Below are 21,964 nucleotides of genomic sequence, written 5' to 3'. Positions count from 1 at the left end.
TATTGAAAAATAAAAATAAGTTTTATTGAAACACAATAGACAAAATGGGGGCAATTGCCCCCATTTCAACCATTATATCGGCATTGAATTACAATGTACGTTGTACTTCAACCGTTTCGAATACTTCGATTTGGTCGCCAACTTTAACATCGTTGTAGTTCTTAACACCGATACCACATTCCATACCGTTACGTACTTCTTGCACGTCATCTTTAAAGCGGCGTAGTGATTCTAGCTCACCTTCATAGATAACTACGTTGTCACGAAGTACACGTATTGGCGCGCTACGTTTAACCACACCTTCAGTAACCATACAACCTGCAATTGCACCAATCTTAGGTGATTTGAACACATCACGAACTTCAGCAAGACCAATGATTTCTTGTTTGAATTCAGGTGCCAACATACCAGACATAGCTTGTTTAACTTCTTCAATCAAGCTATAGATTACGCTGTAGTAACGTAGGTCTAGGTTCTCAGCTTCAATCACTTTACGTGCAGACGCATCAGCACGTACGTTAAAGCCAACAATAATCGCGTTTGATGCTGCCGCAAGAGTTGCGTCAGTTTCGGTGATACCACCTACACCAGAGCCAACAATCTTCACTTTAACTTCATCAGTTGAAAGCTTAGTTAGTGAATCTGCAATCGCTTCGATTGAACCTTGAACGTCTGCTTTAAGTACCACGTTAACTTCAGAAACGTTGCCTTCTGTCATGTTACTAAACATGTTTTCAAGCTTCGCTTTTTGCTGACGCGCTAGTTTAACATCACGGAATTTACCTTGACGGTATAGCGCAACTTCACGCGCTTTACGCTCATCTTTAACAACCGTTGCTTCGTCACCTGCAGCTGGAACACCAGACAGACCAAGAATTTCCACTGGGATTGAAGGACCCGCAGTTTTAATCTCTTGACCATTTTCGTCGCGCATTGCACGAACACGGCCATATTCCAAACCACACAGAACGATGTCACCTTGACTTAGCTGACCTGACTGAACCAGAACCGTTGCAACTGGACCACGCCCTTTGTCTAGACGAGATTCGATAACAACACCAGCCGCCATACCTTGGGTTGGCGCAGTCAACTCTAGAATTTCAGCTTGCATCAACACCGCTTCAAGAAGCTCGTCAACACCTGTACCAGCTTTAGCTGAGATATGTACGAATTGAGTGTCACCACCCCACTCTTCAGGAATAACATCTAATTGCGCTAATTCGTTTTTAACACGGTCTGGATCCGCGCCTTCTTTATCCATCTTGTTCACAGCAACGATTAGAGGTACACCTGCTGCTTTAGCGTGTTGAACGGCTTCTTTAGTCTGTGGCATCACACCATCGTCCGCCGCAACAACCAAGATTACGATATCTGTTGCTTTTGCACCACGAGCACGCATTGATGTAAATGCCGCGTGTCCAGGAGTATCTAAGAAGGTGATCATGCCGCCTTCTGTTTCAACGTGATATGCACCGATGTGCTGAGTAATACCACCGGCCTCGCCAGAGGCAACCTTAGCGCTACGAATGTAGTCAAGTGTTGACGTTTTACCGTGGTCAACGTGACCCATAACCGTTACTACCGGCGCACGAGCTTCCATTGAGTCAACTTCTGCGCGATCACTCAATACTTGCTCTTCTAGTTCGTTTTCTTTAACCAGAATAACTTTGTGACCCATTTCTTCAGCAACTAACTGAGCGGTTTCTTGGTCGATAACTTGGTTAATAGTAACCATATCGCCCATTTTCATCATCGTCTTAACAACTTCAGCACCTTTAACAGCCATACGTGAAGCAAGCTCCGCAACAGTGATAGTCTCACTGATACGTACTTCTTGTTTCACATCTGCCACTGGCTTTTGGAAACCGTGCTGTAGAGACGTTGGTGCTTTAAGCTTGCCTTTACGACCTCTCACAGGCGCTTCAGCTTTAGCTGGAGCCTTTTTCTTTTTCTTACGACGCGCACTTTTCTCTTCACGTGCGTCCGATTCATCTTCCGCTTCACGCGCGTAAGTTGAGGTCGTTAAATGATGGTCGGCCGTTTCTTCACGAAGACGACGTTCCTCTTCTTCTTTCTTCCAACGAGCTTCATTTTCTTCAGCTAGTCTACGCGCCTCTTCAGCTTGGCGCTTCGCTTCTTCTTCAGCTTTTCTCAATGCTGCCTCTTCTGCTTCTTTTTGCAGACGCTCAGCTTCAAGGCGATCTTTTTCAGCTTGCGCACTATCCACTTTTTTGTCTTGCGATTCGTTAGCTTTACGCTCAGCGTCTGCTTTGCGCTTTGCTTCCTCTTTGGCTTTACGCTCGGCTTCCTCTTTCGCCTTACGCTCAGCTTCTTCTTTGGCTCTTAATTCAGCCTCTTGCTGTGCTTTAAGCTCAGCTTCTTGACGAGCAGCTTCTTCCGCCGCTAAACGCTCTTGCTCTTTTTGCTGATCAATTGCGCTCTTTTTAACATACGTACGTTTTTTGCGCACTTCAACTGACACTGATTTTTCTTTACCCGTAGAACCTTTCACACTCAATGTGCTTTTGCTTTTACGTTGCAATGTCATGCGCTCCGGACCTTCTGCACCCTTACCGCCGTGTTGACGGCTAAGGTAGTCAAGTAGTTGCGCTTTTTCAGACTCAGTCACGCTGTCGTCTTTACCTTTGGTGATCCCTGCATCATTCAACTGCTGCAGTAATTTATCAACAGTTGTATCAATAGTCTCGGCTAGTTTCTCAATGCTCACTTCTGCCATAGTGTGTGTTACCTCCGTTAATAAATTTATGCGTCTTCACCAAACCAACAAATGTTACGCGCAGCCATGATTAACTGCCCAGCTTCTTGCTCTGATAAATCGGTTATTTCTACTAGTTCATCAATGCCTTGTTCCGCCAAGTCTTCAAGTGTAACTACACCTTTGCTTGCCATAACAAATGCTAAATGACGTTCAAGACCTTCTAGCGCTAGTAAGTCTTCAGCAGGCTCCGCACCTTCCAAGCTTTCTTCTGTTTTAAGTGCTTTCGTCGTTAGCGCATCTTTTGCACGGTTGCGAAGCTCTTCAACCGTTTCTTCGTCTAAGCCATCAATCTCAAGGAACTCAGAAACCGGTACATAAGCTACTTCTTCTAATGTTGAGAAGCCTTCGTTAATTAGCAGCGCCGCAAAGTCGTCATCAATGTCCAAGTTTTCAGTGAACAGATTCACTAACTTATCCGACTCTTCAGCATTTTTAGCTGCCATATCTTCTACTGTCATTACGTTTAGTTCCCAACCAGTAAGCTGGCTTGCTAAACGAATGTTTTGACCGTTACGACCAATTGCTTGCGCAAGATTATCTGCTTCTACAGCAATATCCATAGAGCGAGAATCTTCGTCCATTACGATAGACGCAACTTCAGCTGGTGCCATCGCATTGATAACAAACTGAGCTGGATTATCATCGTAAAGTACGATATCTACACGCTCACCGCCTAGCTCAGACGATACAGCTTGAACACGTGCGCCACGCATACCAACGCAAGCACCTACAGGGTCGATACGCTTATCGTTTGACTTCACCGCGATTTTTGCACGAGAACCTGGATCACGTGCTGCGCCACGAAGCTCAATCATTTCTTCACCAATCTCTGGCACTTCGATACGGAATAGCTCCATCAGCATTTCTGGCTTAGAGCGAGTTACGAATAACTGTGCGCCGCGCGCTTCTGGTTTTACGTCATATAGCAAACCACGTACGCGGTCACCTGGGCGGAAGCTTTCACGTGGTAACATGTCTTCACGGTAAATAACAGCTTCTGCGTTGTTACCTAAATCAATCACGATAGCGTCACGGGTCGCTTTTTTAACAACACCAGTTACTAGCTCACCTTGTTGATCTTTATATGCTTCAACAACCAGTGCACGCTCTGCCTCACGTACCTTCTGTACGATTACTTGCTTCGCCATTTGCGTCGTGATTCGGTCAAATTTAATTGACTCAATTTGTTCTTCTACAAAATCACCCAGTTTAATGTCTGGCTCTTCAACTTGCGCCGCTTCTATAGTAATTTCTGCATAAGGGTTTTCAAGTGAACCGTCTTCGCGAGGTTCAACAACCATCCAACGACGGAACGTGTCATATTCACCAGTTTTACGGTCAATCGATACGCGCACTTCAATTTCGCCAGTATGCTTTTTCTTTGTTGCAGTCGCTAGTGCGAACTCTAATGCTTCAAAAATCTTTTCTTTTGGGACTGCCTTTTCATTGGAAACGGCTTCTGCCACCAATAATATTTCTTTTGCCATAGGTAATGCCTCGCTTGCCCTTGTCCTTCGCACTTAATACTTATAACTTTGCGATAATGTTCGCACGTTCGATGTTGCTAAGCATGATTAAATGCTCTGCGCCATCTACTCTTATCGTGATCATGTCACCACTTACAGCAACTAAGTCGCCTTTGAAGTTACGACGACCATCTTGAGGAAGTTTAGTACGTACGCGTACTTCTTCACCCTGTGCCTTCTCGTAATGCGCCTGTTTAAATAACGGTCTATCAACACCTGGAGAAGACACCTCCAAGTCATATTCGTTTGTAATGGGGTCTTCAACATCTAAAATCGCACTGACTTGTCGACTTACATCTGCACAATTATCTACAGTGATGCCATTTTCGTGTTCGATGTAAACACGCAACGTAGAATGACGACCAGCTTGCACAAACTCAAGACCCAATAATTCAAACCCCAGTGCTTCAACCGCAGGCTCCAACATTGCTGTCAATTCTTGCTCGAGTTTTGTCACAAAATTCCTCCATACAAACAAAAAAAGGGCCTTAGCCCCAATAACTTAGCTGCTTCAGATCAAAGCTTGGGTCAGCAACCAAAGCCGCAGATACAACAACGCCCCGAACCAAGCGGGGCGTCACACCTAAAGCAAAACTGTGTGGCCAAAGGCCTTGCTTGGTTGCGCAAGGCGGCAGCCAAATTAAGCAGACGCTTAAACGCAAAACGCGCATTACAGAGAATGCGCGACACCATACAGGAATATAAATTATTCCAGATTTGGTTGCGGGAGCCGGATTTGAACCGACGACCTTCGGGTTATGAGCCCGACGAGCTACCAGGCTGCTCCATCCCGCGCCAACAGCAGTGCAAGCACTGCAAAATATGCGCTGTATTATAAGGACAGTTCCATTAATAAGCAACCTTAGACTCAAATAAATCAGCACTTATCGCAATATAGCCTGAGCATGGTCAAATATCATCACCCACGATACCTAGTGCTATAACAAACAAAAATTGTTGCTGTGATGGAGTAAATACCGTGCTTTACCACGCGGTTAGCTTGTAAGATTTTTCTTACAAAGCGGAGCTTTTTTCGTACAATCTTTTCAAACATCTCGCATCCTTTCGTATTCGCACTATAATTAATAAATCAGACTGACAACCTTACCCAGACTGTGATCTAGTAACAAGTAAACATTTTGCTTGTGTAATTTTAGTTCGAGCAAACGGATGCGCTCTTAATCGACGACGAGGCGATTATGAGTATTTCTCCCTATCAATACCAGCTGTTAACGCAATCCTTTGCGACACTTCAGCCCAACTTTCACTGCTTTTGTGTGAGTCTGCGTACGCAGTTGAATCGTTACGATGTTCAACTTAAGTTACCAAACAACAACGAGCATATTATTAACATCGAGCAAAGAGCCTGTAAGTTTATTCAAGAAGCACTGTATTTGCTGCCCCAACAAGAGCAACTCGCAAACTTTATACAATTGCATGCTCCAAGATTTATGTTATTAAACCCCTCAGAAAGAGATATTACTGTGCTGTGTAATGCCATGATCACGACGCTACAGCTTCACTTGGGCGCGCAATTTACTCTGGCGCTGAGAAATGCATGGCGCAAAGTGCTGCACATTTTTGCCAACATTATTAGAAGTGCCATATTTGGCTCAAGTAATGTTGTTTGCTTACATGAGTTTAAACTGCAAAAACAGCAACAAGCGTCTACCATCTAATGACATTCCCGTTCGCCATACGTACACTTGAATAAATAAATTTTTAAGGTGTACGTATGCAAAAGCCATTTTTTATCTGCACACTTTGGTGTTTATCACTGAGCGGTTGCGACCTTTTTGAAAACTCAAAAGTCGCTATCGAACAACAATACTTGGCCCAACATCAAGAATTGCAACGAGCAGTTGAAGGTATTCGACAACAAGGTTTAAATACATTTTCAGCAAGCGCTGAAAAAGGCTCTGTTGCAGCTTGTGTCGCCAAACAATTAGAAATGGATCCTATGGGCTCCCTGATCGTTGTTGAAGGAGCGCTACAAGACAGTGCTAACCTTGCTGACCTTATTAACACTATTGAGAATTTAACTGAGCAGGAGGTAAATCTTGAGAGTATTCCAAACCTACTGCGCCAAGGTGCTGATACACTCAGTTATCTGCGTACATTATTGAGCACGTATGAACTCCAAGATTTGCAACAGCAAGCACACGAACTACTGCTAGATGGGCAAACTCAGAGCCAAAACATAGGTGAGCACTTGAGAGGCTTAGTGGAGCAGTGCAATTAAAAAGCCCGTTGGGGCTTTTTAATTTAAAACAAACGCCAGCGACGCTTTTTGGTTTGTACTTTGTGAACCCAATTAACCTCTATTGTCGTCACCGCCAATATATCTCGCTGGGCTTGCGAAATTAGCTCGTAGCTCAGACTTTGCGCCGAACCAAAACTCAAGGTATAGGTAAATGATTTAGTGTTTGCCCAACACTGTAAAATTTTCTTTGAGTAGCCCTCGCGAATACAATAATCCCCTGTTGTGGGGGTATTCACCTTAAACTTCACATCCGCATAGCAGGTTCTTCCTTGGTTAAGTGCAACGCACTTGTTCGGAGTCGCATGTAAAATTTCGCTCGGCGCATGCTCTGCACCATAGCTGTCAAATGCGATGACTCCTAAAATTGCTCCTAGCAAATACTTAGCTGAAATGAGTCTAAAATACATATTTCACTCCGGCAAAGACAGCACTTGCATGACGAGACTCAACCAAAGGACTTTTTGTCACGTTTGAAGAACCAACAAGTATTGATGCCCCAGCACTAAACACCCAATCAACTGCAATTGGATAATTTGCCTGAACTTGTGTAAACACCGATGAAGCTCCATTCACCTGAAAAGCGGGTAAGTGAATTGATTGTTCATCAATATCAACCCCGTAGAAATAGTCGATAAAATTACCGGAATAGTAGTTTGCACCAAAGTTGAACCATACATCCCAGTTGCGTAACTCAAAATTGCGTGTGGCCTCACCATGAATTACCCAGCCATTACTGCCACCAAAGGCGTCATACACGACTTCAACCACGGCACTATATGCGCCAACAGTGCGATAATAGGCAAGACCAAAAGATTGATCTTGATGACGTTCTTTGATACCTCGAAGTTCACGGACGGGAGGATCATCATCAACGTAGCCGCTTTGAGAAAAACTCAAACGGTAATTACCATAGATAATATCGATGCCTTCATGACCATTGGTCCATAATTGATAACCAATGTCTGCGCCACCGAAGAAATCGCCTGAGTCAACGCGAAGATAAAAGTTTTTATACTCCACCCGGGCATCTGCAAGAATACTTAGACCATTAAATGTTGATTTAGCACCTTTAAGCTTTGGTAATGTTAAATCAACCCAGAACGCGCCTAAGCTGAGCTGCCAATATAGCTCATCACTTTGTTCATACTCTTGCTGTGCATTACTCGCCATAGGCGCGCAAAACAATAGAAGCAGTAATATTTTTATATTGTTAATCATATTTGGGCATGCTTTTTTATTTATATAGTTTGTGCCGAAATTGTTGCCTAATGATACCCGACCTAACCGTTATCAACAATCACAGTTTTCATCTTATACAAACTACAAAAAGCCAAAAATTAACCAAAATGAAATCAAAAAGTAACAATTGAGATGTCAAATATCGCACTTCAAACTAGAGTTATTACTTTACCTAAGGATAATTATGAAAAAAATAATACTCTGTGCGGCGCTTGGTGCAGCAACACTTAATGTTCATGCCTTTAGTCAAGAAACACATAAACGAATCGTGATCGACGCTGTAAACTACATGGCGCAAAACCCATCAACCACCCAATATCAAAAACTTGCGAACTACGCAGCGGCAAACAATATGAGTGTTTCGGCACTAGCTCAACTACTCGGACAAGCTGCTTACGATGTAGATGACTTTGAAGATACTTTTTTTTGTGGGGCAATCACTGGAGATTGTGTACAAGCACCGTTGTGGGGAGCGGCTGAAAGCATTGTAAAATATACCAGCTACTGGCACTTTCAAAATCATACTCAAGGTGCAGATACACATGGTAATGATTTTGGCGGTTATAACTACCAAAAATTGACCGTTTGGGGCAGCGTTGACTCCATGGCTGCCACGTGGTTAAAAGGTGACTACTTAGACGATGGTCACGGTGGCGAGACAGGTTGGTTCCGCGCCGATGATACGCGTTACAACAGCTATGGTATTACTGAAGCCAACTATCGTATCGACAGTCAGTCAAACTACAGCATGTATAATGACTTTGAAGAAATGCCTTTTCAGCCTATCGATAATCTAGGTCAGTATTGGTATCAAAAATACCTACAAAGTGGTAACCCTCAGTTACTTGGGTTTGTATTCCATACCACTGATCTGTTGCAACCTCACCACACTTGGACAACTTCCGATTTAAACCACGCAAGCTGGGAGTCTTGGGTGAAAGACTATTACGATCAAGAAAATCTAAACAACATGCAGCTGGTGCAAGATGCACTTGAAAGCTTTGATCCACTTGCTGCAAACAGCCAAGATATTCGTCCACTTTTAACACAAGGTGGTGCCTTTTCTTACGCACAAGGTGGTATCGTACTTAACTCAAAAGACCACTATGACCGTTTAAACACTGCCAAGCTGGTGATCCCGCATGCCATTGCTATGGTTGTGCATTTACTTAATCACGCTATGGTGGCGCGTTAATGCATATTTTGCTTTTATTACTGGCGGGCTTATTGAGCCTGCCATTGTTTGCACAACACAGCTTTAGTCAGTCTGAAATAAAATTAGTGCACAAGGTTTTACAAGAGAAGCAGCCTAGTTTGTCCGTGAAGCAGGCAAAAGAGCGCCTGTTTGAAAATGCCTTTTTATTAGCTCAAGCAAAACTGCGCCAACCAACCATATTACATAAACAATCTGCGGTTGGTTATAGCACTGACTATCATGCACGACGCTTTGCTTTGGTACTGTTAAAAAGCGAGTTTAACCTGCCTGATACCTTGCCACTTGATGGCAAATCTTTTGCTCCCTACACCACCAGCTGGTTATCTCAGAACTTACCTGATTACCCAAGCAATAACACCTACTCTGAGCCACAACTAGCACGCCTTGAACGGATTGACTTAACACATTTAGTAGGTGCGCCATTGACGCTGGCGACGCTCATGAATGAGCAATCAATGCAAAACCGCTATAAGCTCCACCAAGGGGACATTGACCTGTTTAAATCTCTCATCGCTGAACACCGACGCTTTAATCTAACACTGCATTCGTTAAGCGATAAGTTGCAAAAGCTTGGGCTATCAAAACAGCGACTTCTAGAAATAGCAAAAGCAGAACTGTTACGACCCGTGATGCTTAACTACTTCGGTGTGCTGCACAGCATGCATGGTGAGCACAGCGACTATGTTGAACAGCTACAAAACAAAATCACACAACAGCACATTGATAATTACTTTAAAGCCAATAAAGATGACTTTAAATACATTGCGCAGGTTAACGCCCAAGCTGTACTTTTTCCAGATAGAGACATGGCCTCGAAGTTCTATGACTATGCCATAAATTACTCATTTTCACAGGCATTAACTCAGTTCAAACTACAAGACCTTTTCGCGCAATCACAAGGGGTGGTAAAACGCCAAAAGCAAAATTCATGGGCTGAGCAATTAGTCTTTAGCCTGCTCCCAGAAAAGCTATCTAGACCTGTAAGAACCCCAAACGGGGAATGGCTTATTGCAGTCACTCTCAAGCGCCATTACGCATACTATCAAGCAGATAGTGAAACGGTGAAATACCAAGCAAAAATCGCCTTAACCGACAATCTGGCAAAAGCTGAATATGCAGAGTTAAGAGCGCAGTGGCTTAAGCAAAACAAGGCGACGCTATGAAGAAATATCGTATTTGGCTTGTCATAGGTTGTGCAGTACTTGCAGGGCTAATGGTATGGGTCAATTACCCGTCTGAATCGCCAGCAGCTAGCACACAATATGCTAGCAATACGAATAAGCCTGCGACCGCAGAGTCTTCAACCAAGACTCTGCACATTTCACATAACCCAGTTGCTCACCCCACAACCGAGAGCCAGTACAAAAATATCGATAAGCCACGTGAAGAGGTTATTGAAGTGTATATTCCCCCTATCGCCGAGCCGACACATGCACCGTCATATCAAGGGGATTTAAATGATCATGAGCAGTATCAAGCATTTGCTGAAACTCAAGAGCGACAGTTAAAACAACAATATATCGACGCCGCCACGGATAAAATAAAACGCCTAGAAGCCCTATTGGCACGTGGCCGCGCCGAAGGGATCAGCAAAGAGCAACTTGACTTTGCACAACAGAAAATCGCCGGAATTAAGGCTATGAGTGAAGAGTTAAGGATGGAGCTTGTACAACAGTGAATGTATCGAACTGTTGGGAGATTAACATCGTTATCCTATTTATTCATCGCTTTGCTATGGTGGTTTACTCACAACTTTAAACGATTACCTAACCCCTAAAACAACAACGCCACTCATATGAGTGGCGTTATTACATTACTTATGGTCAACAACAGTCAGGGAAATCTGTTTGTGACGCTATATTTATTTATTATCTAGCAGCTTAGCGGCGCCGATCTCGATTTTGCGTGGCTTTAATGCTTCTGGAATTTCTCGCTCTAGATTTATCACAAGGAGTCCATGTTCTAGCTCAGCATTAATAACCTTAACATGGTCGCCTAGCTGGAATTTACGCTCAAAGCTGCGCTCGGCAATGCCTTGGTGTATGAACTTTCGCTCTGGTTGGGCACTTTTCTGTGCTTTCGTTCCCGATACTTTCAAGGTGTTATTTTCAGATTCAATACTTAGCTCTTGCTCACTAAAGCCTGCCACAGCCATGGTAATTTGGTACTTGTCTTGATCTAACAACTCAATGTTGTATGGGGGAAATGTGGCTTGTTTGTCTGTGCGAGCTGCAGCATCCATTAACGATGCTAAATGATCAAAACCAATGAATGAACGGTAAAGTGGAGATAGGTCTACTGTGCGCATAATAATATCCTCATAATTAAGCGATATTAGCTTCTTGCTCTTCCTTAGGAACCAGCTAGAAAGCTACTATTTCATTAAATTCAATTTGTTATATTTCTAAAGACCCATTACGGCGTCTTCAACAACTGATTTATGGTCTGCAAACTTATTTTCAAGTAAACGCGTCTAAATTTTTTAAAAAACTTTCCCTATCGATAAAAAAGTCTTTTAAAACAGCTTTGTATATTTCCTCGATCTGAGTTAAGTCTGCAATAGACACATGTTCATTAACTTGATGAATGGAGTGGTTTCGCACACCGCATTCAATCACCTGCGTTTGTGGTGAAGCAAAAAAGCGACCATCAGAAGTTCCACCAGAAGTGCTCAGAGACGGATAGCGACCAGTCACTAGATAGATAGCCCTTTCGGTTAACGATAAGAAACAGTTATGTTCCTTTGTGCCCGTATAGTAAGGCTCACATGGGCGCTCCCAGACAAACTTCAGGTGGTGTTTCCACTCTTCTAACAACGATTCAACCAATGCTTGTACCATGTCACTTTTATAGCCATGGCTGTAACGAATGTTAAAAGTGACCTCACACTCGCTGGGCACTAAGTTATCAACGATATTTGGCACCGTGATGCCGGTAACTTGCAAGTGCGTTTTTGACCCAGGCTCATCTTTCCACCACACCAACCGAGTCAATGCGCTTACAATTTCACCTGCTATATGGGCCGCATTAATGGTATTTTCTGGATAGGCAACGTGCCCAGCTTTGCCATTTATTTGCACCCTACCAGACAATGCTCCGCGACGGCCATTTTTTATGGTATCCCCTACTACTTTATCTGAGGTTGGCTCTCCAACTAAACACGCATCCAGTACAATGTGATGTTCCTTAAGAAACTGAGCGATTCGCTTTGAACCATATTCCGCTTCTCCTTCTTCATCCGACGTTAACAACCAGTAGAACGTACCCTGCACATTTGACTGGGCACATAGGTGCTCAGCCGCACTAAGCATAGCTGCAATGCCTCCTTTCATATCCGCAGCACCACGGCCAATAATACAGCCATCAACAATATCACCACTAAAAGGGGCCACCTGCCACCCTTTACTATTGGCTGGTACGACATCGACATGACCTGCAAACGCCAAACTTGGACCCGGTGAAAAATAGCGTTTAGCAATGAAGTTTGTCACACCCTTTACTTCCTCTTGAAGAAGTATTTCAAAGCCATGTTGGCATAACTGGGCGCTTAGCCATGTGATGGTGCCGGCATCGTCGGGGGTCACCGATGGTGCCTGAATTAACTTTTGTAGTTTCTCAACTGTGGTTAGCTTAGCTGTTGCAATTTCAGCGAGTGGCTGTGCCATGTTGTTAAGCCTTAATACTCAAACACGTTTGCACTATTACAGCCAGATTGTGTTGCGATTTCATGGCACTTTTAGGTCATCACAATGACAACACCAATCAAAAACATCTTCGCTCCAGAGTATTTTCAGTTAAAAACTTAATCTAAATCAAAGTTTCAAAAATTTCTGAAACATCCATCAGCAAATCTTGATCTAGAACAGTTTTTTTATCCGCCAGAGCCTTAATATTGACTCATCAAAACAAGATACCTCGTATAGGTTCAGGAGATGACAATGAAAACACTTAGCACTGCATTACTTTCAGCATTACTTGTTGCTGCCCCTTTTGCTCAAGCACAGCTTAGCATTAACCTTGGTGCTATTAACGTAAATCCAAGCAATACAGCCTCTCATATCGACCAAAATGAGGCGCTGGGACTTGTTGCCGATTCAGACACCCAACTGGGATTAACGTTCGACTATCAATACTCTGACAATTTAGTTTTCGAACTCGTAGCAGCAACGCCATTTTCACACACTGTTGAAGGGGCAGGTGGACTCCAAGGCGCTGAAATTGCAAAGGTAAAACATTTACCTCCTACATTACTGGCGCAGTATCACTTCTTCGCAGCCGACGCTAAGTTTCGCCCATTTGTTGGTGCAGGCCTGAACTACACCGTATTTTTTGACGAAGAAGCGACTGGCGCTTTACGCACCACGCTAGGCACAGATGAAGTTAAAGTGGATTTGGACGACTCATTCGGTATCGCGCTACAAGTTGGTTTCAACTATGCGTTAAACGAGAAGTGGGGTCTTCATGGTATGTTGGCAAAAATTGATATCAACACCGATGCAACCGTTTACGCCAACGGTGTTAAAACACTGACCTCAGATGTAGAACTCGACCCTGTGGTAGCTATGTTTGGTGTCAAATACAAGTTTTAATCAACCTTTATACAGTTACTTTACTCAGCCCTAAAGGCCACGCACAGTGGCCTTTTATCGTTTGTTATTGACCTTCTTTTCTTCTAGCATTGCTTTCCAATGCATGATTTCTGTCGGCAAAATTGGCGCTTCCCCGTCAAAGCCAGCCGCTTCTAGCATTTCTTCAACGCTAACAATGCCTTTCTTTTTACGAAACACCCCCCGTACGTAAGCGATGGCGTGCAAGCCGCGCTCGGAATGAAACTTTTGCTCAATATAAAAGTACTTGTGATCCCAGCCTACCAACCGAGTAGATACGCTAAATGATTCAAAAGGCTTAATATCCCTAATGTAGGTAATTGCTGTCGCATTCACAATAGGGAACCAACGCCTCTTCATAACCACTGAAAACAACCCGATCCGCTCTGTCATCCAAGTTCGAGCCAGATCCATAAATGCTAGATAGCGAGAGTTGGTCAAATGCAAATTGATATCACAGTCGCTAGGTAATACCCGAAAACGGCTCTCTATGGTATCAAGTAGCTGTTGATAGTCTTTATTGTTTTTTATCTTCCAAAACAGCAGTAACAAACGAAAATATAAGTTCATATATCATGGTCCAACCAGTTGCAATTCGCTCCGAGTCTAACATAGAACTGAGGTGGAACAAGAAGTACTTGCCATCTTAGAATTGCTCAACTAGTCTTCAAAAAAAGTCCACAAAATTATTTAAGATGAAAAACAACTATTACATTTTGACCATTCTAGGGGCCTTTAGCCTACTTTTTTCCAGTTTGAGTTTTGCCGATTTTAACTACCCTGGCGAGGGCACGCTTCGATACCCTACGGGTGCAGAAAAACCCTTTTCTTTTGGGTTTGCTTGGCAAGATAAAACTAAACAGTTTCGTATTGGCGACAAAAGTTACGAAATGGCAGAGTTACCAGAATCTTATTCCATCGCCATCACATTGAGTAAAGATGAGAGCAAGGTCTGGATACAGGAGTTCAACAAGGGGTTTATTGAGGGGTTTGATTGGCAACTTGGTAAGCATAAGCTCTCACTGCACAAACAAGACTTTAATAACAACGTTAAAGGCAATTACCTGTTAACGTTTAATAATGTGGATTATTTCCTCGCCAGAAGCAATGTGAGTATTGAGATCTCTTTTACAACTGACGGGATTGATAACGTCAAACTAGACGGCGTAACCAAAGATATGGGCATTAGAAACTAATGCCCTATTGAATAGTTTTATACCTTAACCGTTTTTCTGTTGATGCCATATTCACGTAGCTTGTTGGCGACCGCGGTGTGACTCAACCCCAAACGTTTTGCTAATTGACGAGAACTTGGGTAGGCAGGATAGAGCTTGCGCAGTAAGGTCGCTTCAAAGCGTTTTACAGCCTGTTCTAATGACCCTTCAAAATCGGACTCTAAATACCCTAAGTCGTGCGTAAACGTAGGCAACTGCATATGCTCAACGCGCAGCTCTTGGTCATCAAGCAGCGATACCGCTCGATAGATTGAGTTTTCTAGCTGACGCACGTTGCCCGGCCACGGGTATTGCTCCAAGAACTCTAAACAGTCCGCTGATAACTTAGGCGCTGGATGGCCATTTTGCTGTGCATACTTTTGAATAAAGTGTTCAGCTAGCGGTCCAACATCCGCTTTTCTATCACGCAATGGCGCTATTTCGAGTGTTAACACGTTGATACGATAATACAGATCCTCACGGAAGCTACCTTCTTGTACCATCGCAGGCAAGTCTTTTTGCGTAGCAGCAACAATACGAACATTCACTTTCACTTCGTTTTCATCGCCGACCTTGCGAAAGGTCCCATCTTGTAAGAACCTTAACAGCTTGGTTTGCAGTTGCTTTGACATCTCGCCAACTTCATCGAGAAATACTGTACCACCATCCGCTTGCTCTAAAACCCCGCGCTTGGGTGCTGCATTATCTTCGTAGCCGGCATAACCGAATAGTTCAGACTCCGCAACATCATCTGGCAATGACGCACATGATAGAGCAATGAATGGTTTTAGTGAACGGTTCGATGCGTAGTGACATGCTCTGGCCAACAGTTCTTTTCCCGTGCCAGTTTCACCTGTAATTAAGATAGGTGCTTCAAGCTGAGCCATCTTTCGCGCTTCGCGCACAACTCTGCGCATCGCTGTACTGTGATTATGGATGGTTGCAAAGCTTTCTTGCCCATAGCGACGGAACGCACTGACCTGTTGGCCAAGACGGCTTTGTGATTTGATATTGATAACGGCGCCTGCCAACACATCAGCTTCATTACCTTGAGGCACTGAGATTGGTAAAATGTCTGCAATGTAATCTTCACCACTGACTTCAACACGCGTCGTTTGACCAAGCACTTCTTTACCTTCTAACCAGCGTGTAAAATTAAAGCCTTTCAATAGGTTGTTGATATTGGCACCAATAATTTCCGACTCTGACTGATTTAGGTCTTTACACGCGGCGTCGTTACAATGACGCACCCAACCCTTCGCATCAATAGAAATGACACCATCGGGGAGTGCACTTAGCAAAGTATATAGTTCATTATGCTCACGCTCGGATGGCAGGAAAGCCGTTGTTCGAACATCCTCTACGCCATCTATCAGCCTTATTTCAGGCATAATTTTTTGAAACTGTTCAAACTCAATGGGCGGAAAACTAACGTACATTCGACAATTTACCGAATCTACTTCTATACCCTTTAAATCAACCTGATAACTAACCAAGATATTGAGTATCTCTTGAGCGATACCTATACGGTCAGCACAATGAATTTCAAGACGCATTTGTTCCTCAAAAAAGGGGTAGCACAACTTGTTTGGATCATACTCTAAGAATAGCCACGGGACTAGATTAATGTAAACTATTTTGAACAAATCAGCCGATTTAATCAGTCAAAATACTGCTTTTTATCCAATTAGTAATAATAATGAATTAGTTTTAAGAACCATCTAGCTCACATCTTTATCGGCATTAAGCTATAACAGAATCGAATAAATCCAACGCAGCCGCCAAAACGTATTATTAATCGACTGAGGCTTGATTACATATGCTGCAAGGCTTAAAAGTACAGCAAACTTAATTCTCTAACAGCGCAATAAAACATCGCTTTTTATATAAACTCAACGCTTATTACTATGATTTTTGGTGTTTTATTCTACGCTTTTAATGTCTAAAGAGCTAAAAGCTGCATTTGGCTCAACTCATGACAAATTACATGTATTAAGACTGATAACTTTAAACATGAGGTAGTGTGTGTCTCTACGGTATCAACTACAAAAAGTTCAACTTAACAGTGCTAATTGGTTGTTAGGCATTTTTCTATGCAGCCTTTTTATTGCCGAAGCATTTGGTGTGTTGGAAAAAATTAATGCACCGATATACAGCACGTATATGCAACTTAGTACAAATGGGACCAAACAAACGAACCTAGTTATTATTGAATCTGATAATTTAACTAAAGAGCACTTACAGCTTGTTGATAAAGTAGTTAATTTGGAAGCACGTGCTGTAGTGGTATTTACGGATCAGATGCTTAGCACTAACCCATCTAAGAGTCAGCACATTTTCTACACTGGCGCACGCACAGGGTCATGTGATAACGAGATCACAGCCTGGCTTGGCTATGATATCGTCTACTCACTCCCCACAAAAAATGCTTGCCAGAAGTGGTTCAAGGTACTGTTTCCCAACGTAAAATCTAGACACCACCAGCTGATAAACTTCAGCTTACCTATAAGCACATTACCAAAATTTTCAGCTCAGCGATTACTCACAGATGACATTTTCCTAGCGCAAATTAAGAACAAGATTATTTTTATTACTCAACGCACGCCTAACTACACCCCCTCACTACGTGCTCCTGGTCTACAAGACGAAAAAAACCCCGTCTTCCTTTACGCCTATCTTGCGCACAACCTTGAGCAAAACCTCTTAATAACACCACTGAACACGCTTGTATCAGCCTTGATACAACTTGCGGCCGCCCTTGTTTTAATACTCATTTATCAGCGCTATGGCGCTACGTTTAACATTACCATAGCGCTAGTGTTGAATATGCTAGTGTTAATAGTCGGCTATATTGCTATTTATTATCTACAGGCATTGCTTCCGGTAGGACAATTGCTCTTGGTGATCTGGACGGCACTTGCTTGGGCTTTTTTCCACAGCAAGTCCAAAGAAGAACAAAGCCTTAAAAAACTACTTAGTGACTCAGAGCAGCGAATGTTTGGTCGATATCTGCCTAAGTCCATCTTTGAGCAAGCAACACCTTGGGACGCTGTAATTACTCTTACGAACCAATTATTAAGTCTCCATAAAGGCATATTTTTAACCCGCGTGGAACACGACCACCGACTGCGTGAAATTCATGCGATCAACTGCCAGATAGATGACATTAAAGAGCTACGGAGAGACTACGAGCGCCCTCCATATAGCGATGCAATTAAAGCTTTAGGGGTGATTAAAATATCCAGTCCCTTCTTTGCTAACTTAAACGAGAATGAATCGCAGTATATTGTCCCGCTTATGTATGCTGGAGACATCCGTGGCTTCTGGGCCATGACGATTCTCAACAGTGACGGATTTAATGAACAAGCTTTTATGCGCAATGTAAACCGCTTTGCAAGCCAAGTAGGTGAACTGTTATATCACCACCATACCCATAGCAATTTAATACGCGACAACAGCCACACTCTGATAAGAACTCTTACGTTAGATGTATATGAGCCACTGAGCAAAAAAGTGCATACCTCCATCGCAGGGATGGAGCAAAAACTTCTCACATTGGAACACTTGTTCAACCGACTCAGTACAGCGAGCGTCATGTTTAACTTGTTTGGTCAAGTGATGCAGGTGAATAAAGCGTTTGAACAGCTTGCTGCGCAACAAAAGCTGTTGATTTTTGATCTTACGGCTCTGGATTTATTAATGATGGTGGGCAATCTGCCCATTGATGTTGCAAGAGGAAAGCTGAGGTACTTGACGCTCAATAAAGGGCAATTTAGTTTAAATGTATCACTGGGCGAACAACACTATATTATGGTGGTCTGTAGCCTCGACAAACTCACTGAACTTACTCAATCGGCCTCGCCTTTTTCCATATCTGGCGTGCTATTTGAATTTATCAATATCTCTGCACTGTTCGATAAACTTGATGACCCAGACAAAATGATTGAACTACTTGCGCAGGGAAATCAGCACGCTCCCCCACAAACTGATGACTGGGGCACACCTTAATGGACTGGGTAATACACTTGTTCCCCAGCGGCAGTGGGCTTGGTCAGTCAGTTATCACAACCGTGTGGGTTGGCATCGCCGTGGTGTGTTTTTTTAACCTGCGCTTTGGGTTTCCCTTAACTGGCCTCGTCGTGCCAGGCTACCTCGTCCCATTGCTTATTGTAAGCCCCACATCCGCCGCTGTGATTCTAATTGAAGCGATTATCGTCTACTGGCTCATGCGGCTAAGCGCACAAACACTGATGGAGAAATTGGGCTATGCCGAGATGTTCGGCCGCGACAGGTTCTTTGCCATCATCTTAATTAGTATCTTGGTTAGAGTTTGTATGGACAGCTTATTGTGGCCAGTCATTGCCAACGAGCTCAGGCTATGGGACATCACCTTTGACTACGCTTCAGAACTACATAGCCTTGGGCTAGTGATAATCGCTTTGGCCGCTAATGTGATGTGGAATCATGGGTTTAAATATGGTTTAAAAGTTACCGCCACTCAGCTACTGTGTACCTATATTGCCGTACGCTACGTATTGATGCCATTTACTAACTTTAGCATTGCCAATCTCGCCATCATGTATGAGACCGTAGCAAGTTCAATTGTTGCAGCACCAAAAGCTTATATCATTTTAGTGCTCACAGCATTTATCGCATCAAGGGCAAACTTGCGCTATGGCTGGGAGTTTAATGGCATTTTGTTGCCGGCATTGCTGGCATTGCAACTACTAGAGCCTACTAAGCTGCTTACTTCATTTGTTGAAACAGCCATCATTTTACTCATTGCTGGTAGCTTGCTGCGCTTCACTCGCCTTAAGCAACTCGGTTTGGAAGGCGCAGGGTTGCTATTCTTTTTCTTCAATGTGGGCTTTGTTTACAAGCTGCTACTCAATTACCTACTCGTCTACTTCTACCCGAGTGTCAAAGTCACAGATGCGTTTGCTTTTGGATATATGCTATCAACGCTGTTAGCACTTAAGATATATCAAAAAAGCGCATTGGGCTTGATCATTCGAGCAACTTTCCAAACCTCTATTTTGGGCGGTGCTTTAGCCATCATGATTGGCTTTCTAATGATGTTCGTACCCAGCTTATTTACGACAGCTAAAATAGCTAGTTCGACCGCTCACGCACAACCCCTTTCGGTATCGACCGAAATAAGCGAGTACAAAAGCCTACTTTACACAGCAAACCAAACTCCCAGCTCAGTAGCACAATACCAACACAATTTAAACATCAGCCAGTTTAAACGTGCTATATCAGCACTTGCAGCAAATAGAAATGAGCCAAGCGTATTAAACGCTACAGCCATAGAGCTGGCTGAAATTGGTTTTAATTTATATCAAGATCAACGTCACATCTATATTCAAGACCACACCAATGAAACGCCCAGAGGCATGTTTGTATTAAACAAATACCCCTTGGCTAGTCACGTTGTAACTATGCCTTATCCTGTCACTGAACGCTCTGCGAGTGACGTAGCGGGGATTTTGTTTACTCACCTAAAGAGCAGTGCGCTGGCGCTTGGTAATGCTCAAACCTTTTCCACCAACGAAACCGGACTACCACAAAGTCGCTATTATGGCGCATTTATTGAAGTGCTCGCTGCAAATGAAGTATTACAACTAAGAGAACTCAATCGCCAAAGTCGTAAAACTTTGCCCAAACAGTACCAAACTACACGATGCCATGGCTGGATATATCACCAAATACCTAGCTCTATCAATCAAACACAGCTAACCAATTTGCTAGCGTGCGGCGAGATTGAGTTTGGTCTGGTATCACCAAGTAGCTTGCCTTATCCCGCGTATAAGGAACAGATGCTAGAGATATTTGTAGACACTGATAGCTACATAAATCTATTAGCAAAAGTAGCACTTACACAGACCGATCAAGAGCGCTTTCCCATAGCCCAATACGATATACCTGTTTCACAAGCAGTGGCAAATTATACTCCCCATATCAGTGCTAAAGGCAGCGGACACTTTGTGCCTTTATCCCACAAAGATGCAGCCTTATGGGAATTTGAAATTCTCAGACCACTTTATCAACTTGCTGAGCGCTTCGAGCCAAAAACTTTAGATGAAAACCTCCTTGGCCGCCTTGCTTATATCAACAGAGTCAGTCATATTGTTGGTTATCAACTAAGCCTCATTCACAGCAATAACACGCATTACTTTATGCTCTCCCCTCGTGCAGAGCCCCGCTTCTATCAGCTAGGGCAAGGGATTTATTTTATTCGATTGGGTCAGGCTAGTCATCTCAACATACAAGTACCAAGACCTCTATTCGAAAGTCATACGCTAAAATTCTCCGCGGAGCTGTTTGATGCTACGCGTGCCAAATCCCTATTGATTGCAGGTGCACATCCCTATGCAGCAACACAAGCCAATGTACTTAAACCAATCAATGTTAATTCGCTGTTTAATGTGATATATCAAAGCCTACTACGTTACGACTCCGAACGCGTCAGTATGCATTTGCAACTGCGTAGTCATAGCACACCATCGGATATCAGACCGACCGCATTAGCATTTGCTCACACCTTTGCAAGCGATAAGCACCAACCGTTAATACAACAATTACGCGCGGGCTTAACTAAGCTGGGTGTTGACTATGAGTTGGTATCAGGCCAAAAGGCAACTCGAGGACTAGAAATAGGTTCGTCGGCACAAAGTGGATACGATGTCTTTTCAGCTCATAGTGAATTGGCTACCTTGTGGCTTGCATCGGACTATAAGCAACACTTTGCGGTGTCTAATGATGCTTTACTGCAACGCTTTGGCGCAATCAGTGTATCCTCTCAACCATTGAACCTAGACTTATCAGAACCGAAATCTTTGCTTTGGCACCCATTAGGCGAGGAACAGTACAACAGGCTCAAAACAATCACCCATAGCTATGCTCAAACTCACAATTTAGCGCAGCTTTCAACGCTTTGTAACACGCTCTCTTCGTGCACCTTAAATGTCGCTAGGCTGGCGCCTTCAGGCACAATTGCACTGGTTTTAAAACATAAAAGCGCCATAACTGCCATCTATTTGCCCAACCGTAACATGCTCATCAATCAAGAGAACTTTACTGATTCATTGCTTGGAGGCGAGCATGTTTTATATTAAAT

At 43.4% G+C, this 21,964-nt stretch carries 18 protein-coding genes and 1 tRNA gene; 9 read left to right on the top strand and 10 right to left on the bottom strand.

The window, feature by feature from the left end; all coding sequences use genetic code 11:
• Positions 1-88 precede the first annotated feature (88 nt).
• From infB to L1070_RS10595, 4 genes are all read right to left on the bottom strand, one after another.
• Positions 89-2,737, bottom strand: coding sequence for a translation initiation factor IF-2 (infB, locus tag L1070_RS10610; protein WP_070984027.1), 2,649 nt, complete (start codon positions 2,735-2,737; stop codon positions 89-91).
• 26 nt (positions 2,738-2,763) lie between these two features.
• Entirely contained in the window at positions 2,764-4,266 is a 1,503-nt protein-coding gene (gene nusA / locus L1070_RS10605) for a transcription termination factor NusA (protein ID WP_237125522.1), read from the bottom strand.
• A 40-nt stretch (positions 4,267-4,306) separates the two neighbouring features.
• Complete coding sequence (rimP, locus tag L1070_RS10600; protein ID WP_237125521.1) at positions 4,307-4,762, bottom strand: ribosome maturation factor RimP; 456 nt, start codon at positions 4,760-4,762, stop codon at positions 4,307-4,309.
• A 261-nt stretch (positions 4,763-5,023) separates the two neighbouring features.
• Positions 5,024-5,100: transfer RNA gene (locus L1070_RS10595), tRNA-Met, on the bottom strand.
• Between the two features lie 404 nt (positions 5,101-5,504).
• Here L1070_RS10595 and L1070_RS10590 point away from each other — a divergent pair.
• Together L1070_RS10590 and L1070_RS10585 are read left to right on the top strand one after the other, a co-directional pair.
• A complete protein-coding gene (locus L1070_RS10590) occupies positions 5,505-5,984 on the top strand; it encodes a globin (RefSeq protein WP_070984023.1) in 480 nt (159 codons plus the stop codon).
• 56 nt (positions 5,985-6,040) lie between these two features.
• Positions 6,041-6,547: a hypothetical protein gene (locus tag L1070_RS10585; RefSeq protein ID WP_237125520.1), complete on the top strand. Its 507-nt coding sequence runs from the start codon at positions 6,041-6,043 to the stop codon at positions 6,545-6,547.
• Between the two features lie 23 nt (positions 6,548-6,570).
• Here L1070_RS10585 and L1070_RS10580 read toward each other — a convergent pair whose 3' ends face one another.
• Complete coding sequence (locus L1070_RS10580) at positions 6,571-6,975, bottom strand: DUF3019 domain-containing protein (RefSeq protein ID WP_237125519.1); 405 nt, start codon at positions 6,973-6,975, stop codon at positions 6,571-6,573.
• Entirely contained in the window at positions 6,965-7,786 is an 822-nt protein-coding gene (locus tag L1070_RS10575) for a MipA/OmpV family protein (RefSeq protein ID WP_070984020.1), read from the bottom strand. Before L1070_RS10575 ends, L1070_RS10580 begins: the two co-directional genes overlap by 11 nt.
• 205 nt (positions 7,787-7,991) lie before the next feature.
• Here L1070_RS10575 and L1070_RS10570 point away from each other — a divergent pair, with 205 nt between their 5' ends.
• From L1070_RS10570 to L1070_RS10560, 3 genes are read left to right on the top strand one after another with little or no spacing between them, the layout of a single operon-like run.
• On the top strand, positions 7,992-9,002 hold the full coding sequence (locus L1070_RS10570) for a phospholipase (protein WP_237125518.1): 1,011 nt from the start codon (positions 7,992-7,994) through the stop codon (positions 9,000-9,002).
• A complete protein-coding gene (locus tag L1070_RS10565; protein WP_237125517.1) occupies positions 9,002-10,186 on the top strand; it encodes a hypothetical protein in 1,185 nt (394 codons plus the stop codon). The genes L1070_RS10570 and L1070_RS10565 overlap by 1 nt, the downstream gene beginning before the upstream one ends.
• Positions 10,183-10,701, top strand: coding sequence for a hypothetical protein (locus L1070_RS10560; protein ID WP_237125516.1), 519 nt, complete (start codon positions 10,183-10,185; stop codon positions 10,699-10,701). Before L1070_RS10565 ends, L1070_RS10560 begins: the two co-directional genes overlap by 4 nt.
• Positions 10,702-10,884: 183 nt before the next feature.
• Here the strand turns inward: L1070_RS10560 and L1070_RS10555 are convergent, their stop codons facing one another.
• Together L1070_RS10555 and dapE are read right to left on the bottom strand one after the other, a co-directional pair.
• The gene (locus tag L1070_RS10555; protein WP_070984016.1) at positions 10,885-11,331 is read right to left on the bottom strand and encodes an Hsp20 family protein; all 447 of its coding nucleotides are present in this window, start codon (positions 11,329-11,331) and stop codon (positions 10,885-10,887) included.
• A gap of 151 nt (positions 11,332-11,482) precedes the next feature.
• Entirely contained in the window at positions 11,483-12,688 is a 1,206-nt protein-coding gene (gene dapE, locus L1070_RS10550) for a succinyl-diaminopimelate desuccinylase (protein ID WP_237125515.1), read from the bottom strand.
• 273 nt (positions 12,689-12,961) lie between these two features.
• On the opposite strand from dapE, the gene L1070_RS10545 reads away from it, so the two are divergent.
• Positions 12,962-13,612, top strand: a complete 651-nt coding sequence (locus L1070_RS10545; protein ID WP_070984014.1) for an OmpW family outer membrane protein — start codon at positions 12,962-12,964, stop codon at positions 13,610-13,612.
• Between the two features lie 54 nt (positions 13,613-13,666).
• Here L1070_RS10545 and L1070_RS10540 read toward each other — a convergent pair whose 3' ends face one another.
• Complete coding sequence (locus L1070_RS10540; protein WP_237125514.1) at positions 13,667-14,200, bottom strand: acyl-CoA thioesterase; 534 nt, start codon at positions 14,198-14,200, stop codon at positions 13,667-13,669.
• 125 nt (positions 14,201-14,325) lie between these two features.
• On the opposite strand from L1070_RS10540, the gene L1070_RS10535 reads away from it, so the two are divergent.
• On the top strand, positions 14,326-14,826 hold the full coding sequence (locus L1070_RS10535) for a hypothetical protein (RefSeq protein WP_070984012.1): 501 nt from the start codon (positions 14,326-14,328) through the stop codon (positions 14,824-14,826).
• A 17-nt stretch (positions 14,827-14,843) separates the two neighbouring features.
• Here the strand turns inward: L1070_RS10535 and tyrR are convergent, their stop codons facing one another.
• Entirely contained in the window at positions 14,844-16,400 is a 1,557-nt protein-coding gene (tyrR, locus tag L1070_RS10530) for a transcriptional regulator TyrR (RefSeq protein WP_237125513.1), read from the bottom strand.
• 469 nt (positions 16,401-16,869) lie between these two features.
• Between tyrR and L1070_RS10525 the strand changes: the two genes are divergently transcribed.
• Positions 16,870-18,852: a hypothetical protein gene (locus L1070_RS10525; RefSeq protein ID WP_237125512.1), complete on the top strand. Its 1,983-nt coding sequence runs from the start codon at positions 16,870-16,872 to the stop codon at positions 18,850-18,852.
• The gene (locus tag L1070_RS10520) at positions 18,852-21,962 is read left to right on the top strand and encodes a poly-gamma-glutamate biosynthesis protein PgsC/CapC (protein ID WP_237125511.1); all 3,111 of its coding nucleotides are present in this window, start codon (positions 18,852-18,854) and stop codon (positions 21,960-21,962) included. The genes L1070_RS10525 and L1070_RS10520 overlap by 1 nt, the downstream gene beginning before the upstream one ends.
• Positions 21,963-21,964: the final 2 nt, after the last annotated feature.

This window comes from Pseudoalteromonas sp. MMG022, assembly GCF_021654245.1.
In the GTDB taxonomy this organism is placed as follows: Bacteria; Pseudomonadota; Gammaproteobacteria; order Enterobacterales; family Alteromonadaceae; genus Pseudoalteromonas; species Pseudoalteromonas amylolytica.
This window is presented reverse-complemented; position numbering and strand designations above follow the sequence as displayed.

Coding starts and splice junctions, on each gene's coding strand:
- infB (WP_070984027.1), bottom strand. CDS start 2,737: ATGGCAGAAGTGAGCATTGAGAAACTAGCCGAGACTATTGATACAACT.
- nusA (WP_237125522.1), bottom strand. CDS start 4,266: ATGGCAAAAGAAATATTATTGGTGGCAGAAGCCGTTTCCAATGAAAAG.
- L1070_RS10590 (WP_070984023.1), top strand. CDS start 5,505: ATGAGTATTTCTCCCTATCAATACCAGCTGTTAACGCAATCCTTTGCG.
- L1070_RS10585 (WP_237125520.1), top strand. CDS start 6,041: ATGCAAAAGCCATTTTTTATCTGCACACTTTGGTGTTTATCACTGAGC.
- L1070_RS10580 (WP_237125519.1), bottom strand. CDS start 6,975: ATGTATTTTAGACTCATTTCAGCTAAGTATTTGCTAGGAGCAATTTTA.
- L1070_RS10575 (WP_070984020.1), bottom strand. CDS start 7,786: ATGATTAACAATATAAAAATATTACTGCTTCTATTGTTTTGCGCGCCT.
- L1070_RS10570 (WP_237125518.1), top strand. CDS start 7,992: ATGAAAAAAATAATACTCTGTGCGGCGCTTGGTGCAGCAACACTTAAT.
- L1070_RS10565 (WP_237125517.1), top strand. CDS start 9,002: ATGCATATTTTGCTTTTATTACTGGCGGGCTTATTGAGCCTGCCATTG.
- L1070_RS10560 (WP_237125516.1), top strand. CDS start 10,183: ATGAAGAAATATCGTATTTGGCTTGTCATAGGTTGTGCAGTACTTGCA.
- L1070_RS10555 (WP_070984016.1), bottom strand. CDS start 11,331: ATGCGCACAGTAGACCTATCTCCACTTTACCGTTCATTCATTGGTTTT.
- dapE (WP_237125515.1), bottom strand. CDS start 12,688: ATGGCACAGCCACTCGCTGAAATTGCAACAGCTAAGCTAACCACAGTT.
- L1070_RS10545 (WP_070984014.1), top strand. CDS start 12,962: ATGAAAACACTTAGCACTGCATTACTTTCAGCATTACTTGTTGCTGCC.
- L1070_RS10540 (WP_237125514.1), bottom strand. CDS start 14,200: ATGAACTTATATTTTCGTTTGTTACTGCTGTTTTGGAAGATAAAAAAC.
- L1070_RS10535 (WP_070984012.1), top strand. CDS start 14,326: ATGAAAAACAACTATTACATTTTGACCATTCTAGGGGCCTTTAGCCTA.
- tyrR (WP_237125513.1), bottom strand. CDS start 16,400: ATGCGTCTTGAAATTCATTGTGCTGACCGTATAGGTATCGCTCAAGAG.
- L1070_RS10520 (WP_237125511.1), top strand. CDS start 18,852: ATGGACTGGGTAATACACTTGTTCCCCAGCGGCAGTGGGCTTGGTCAG.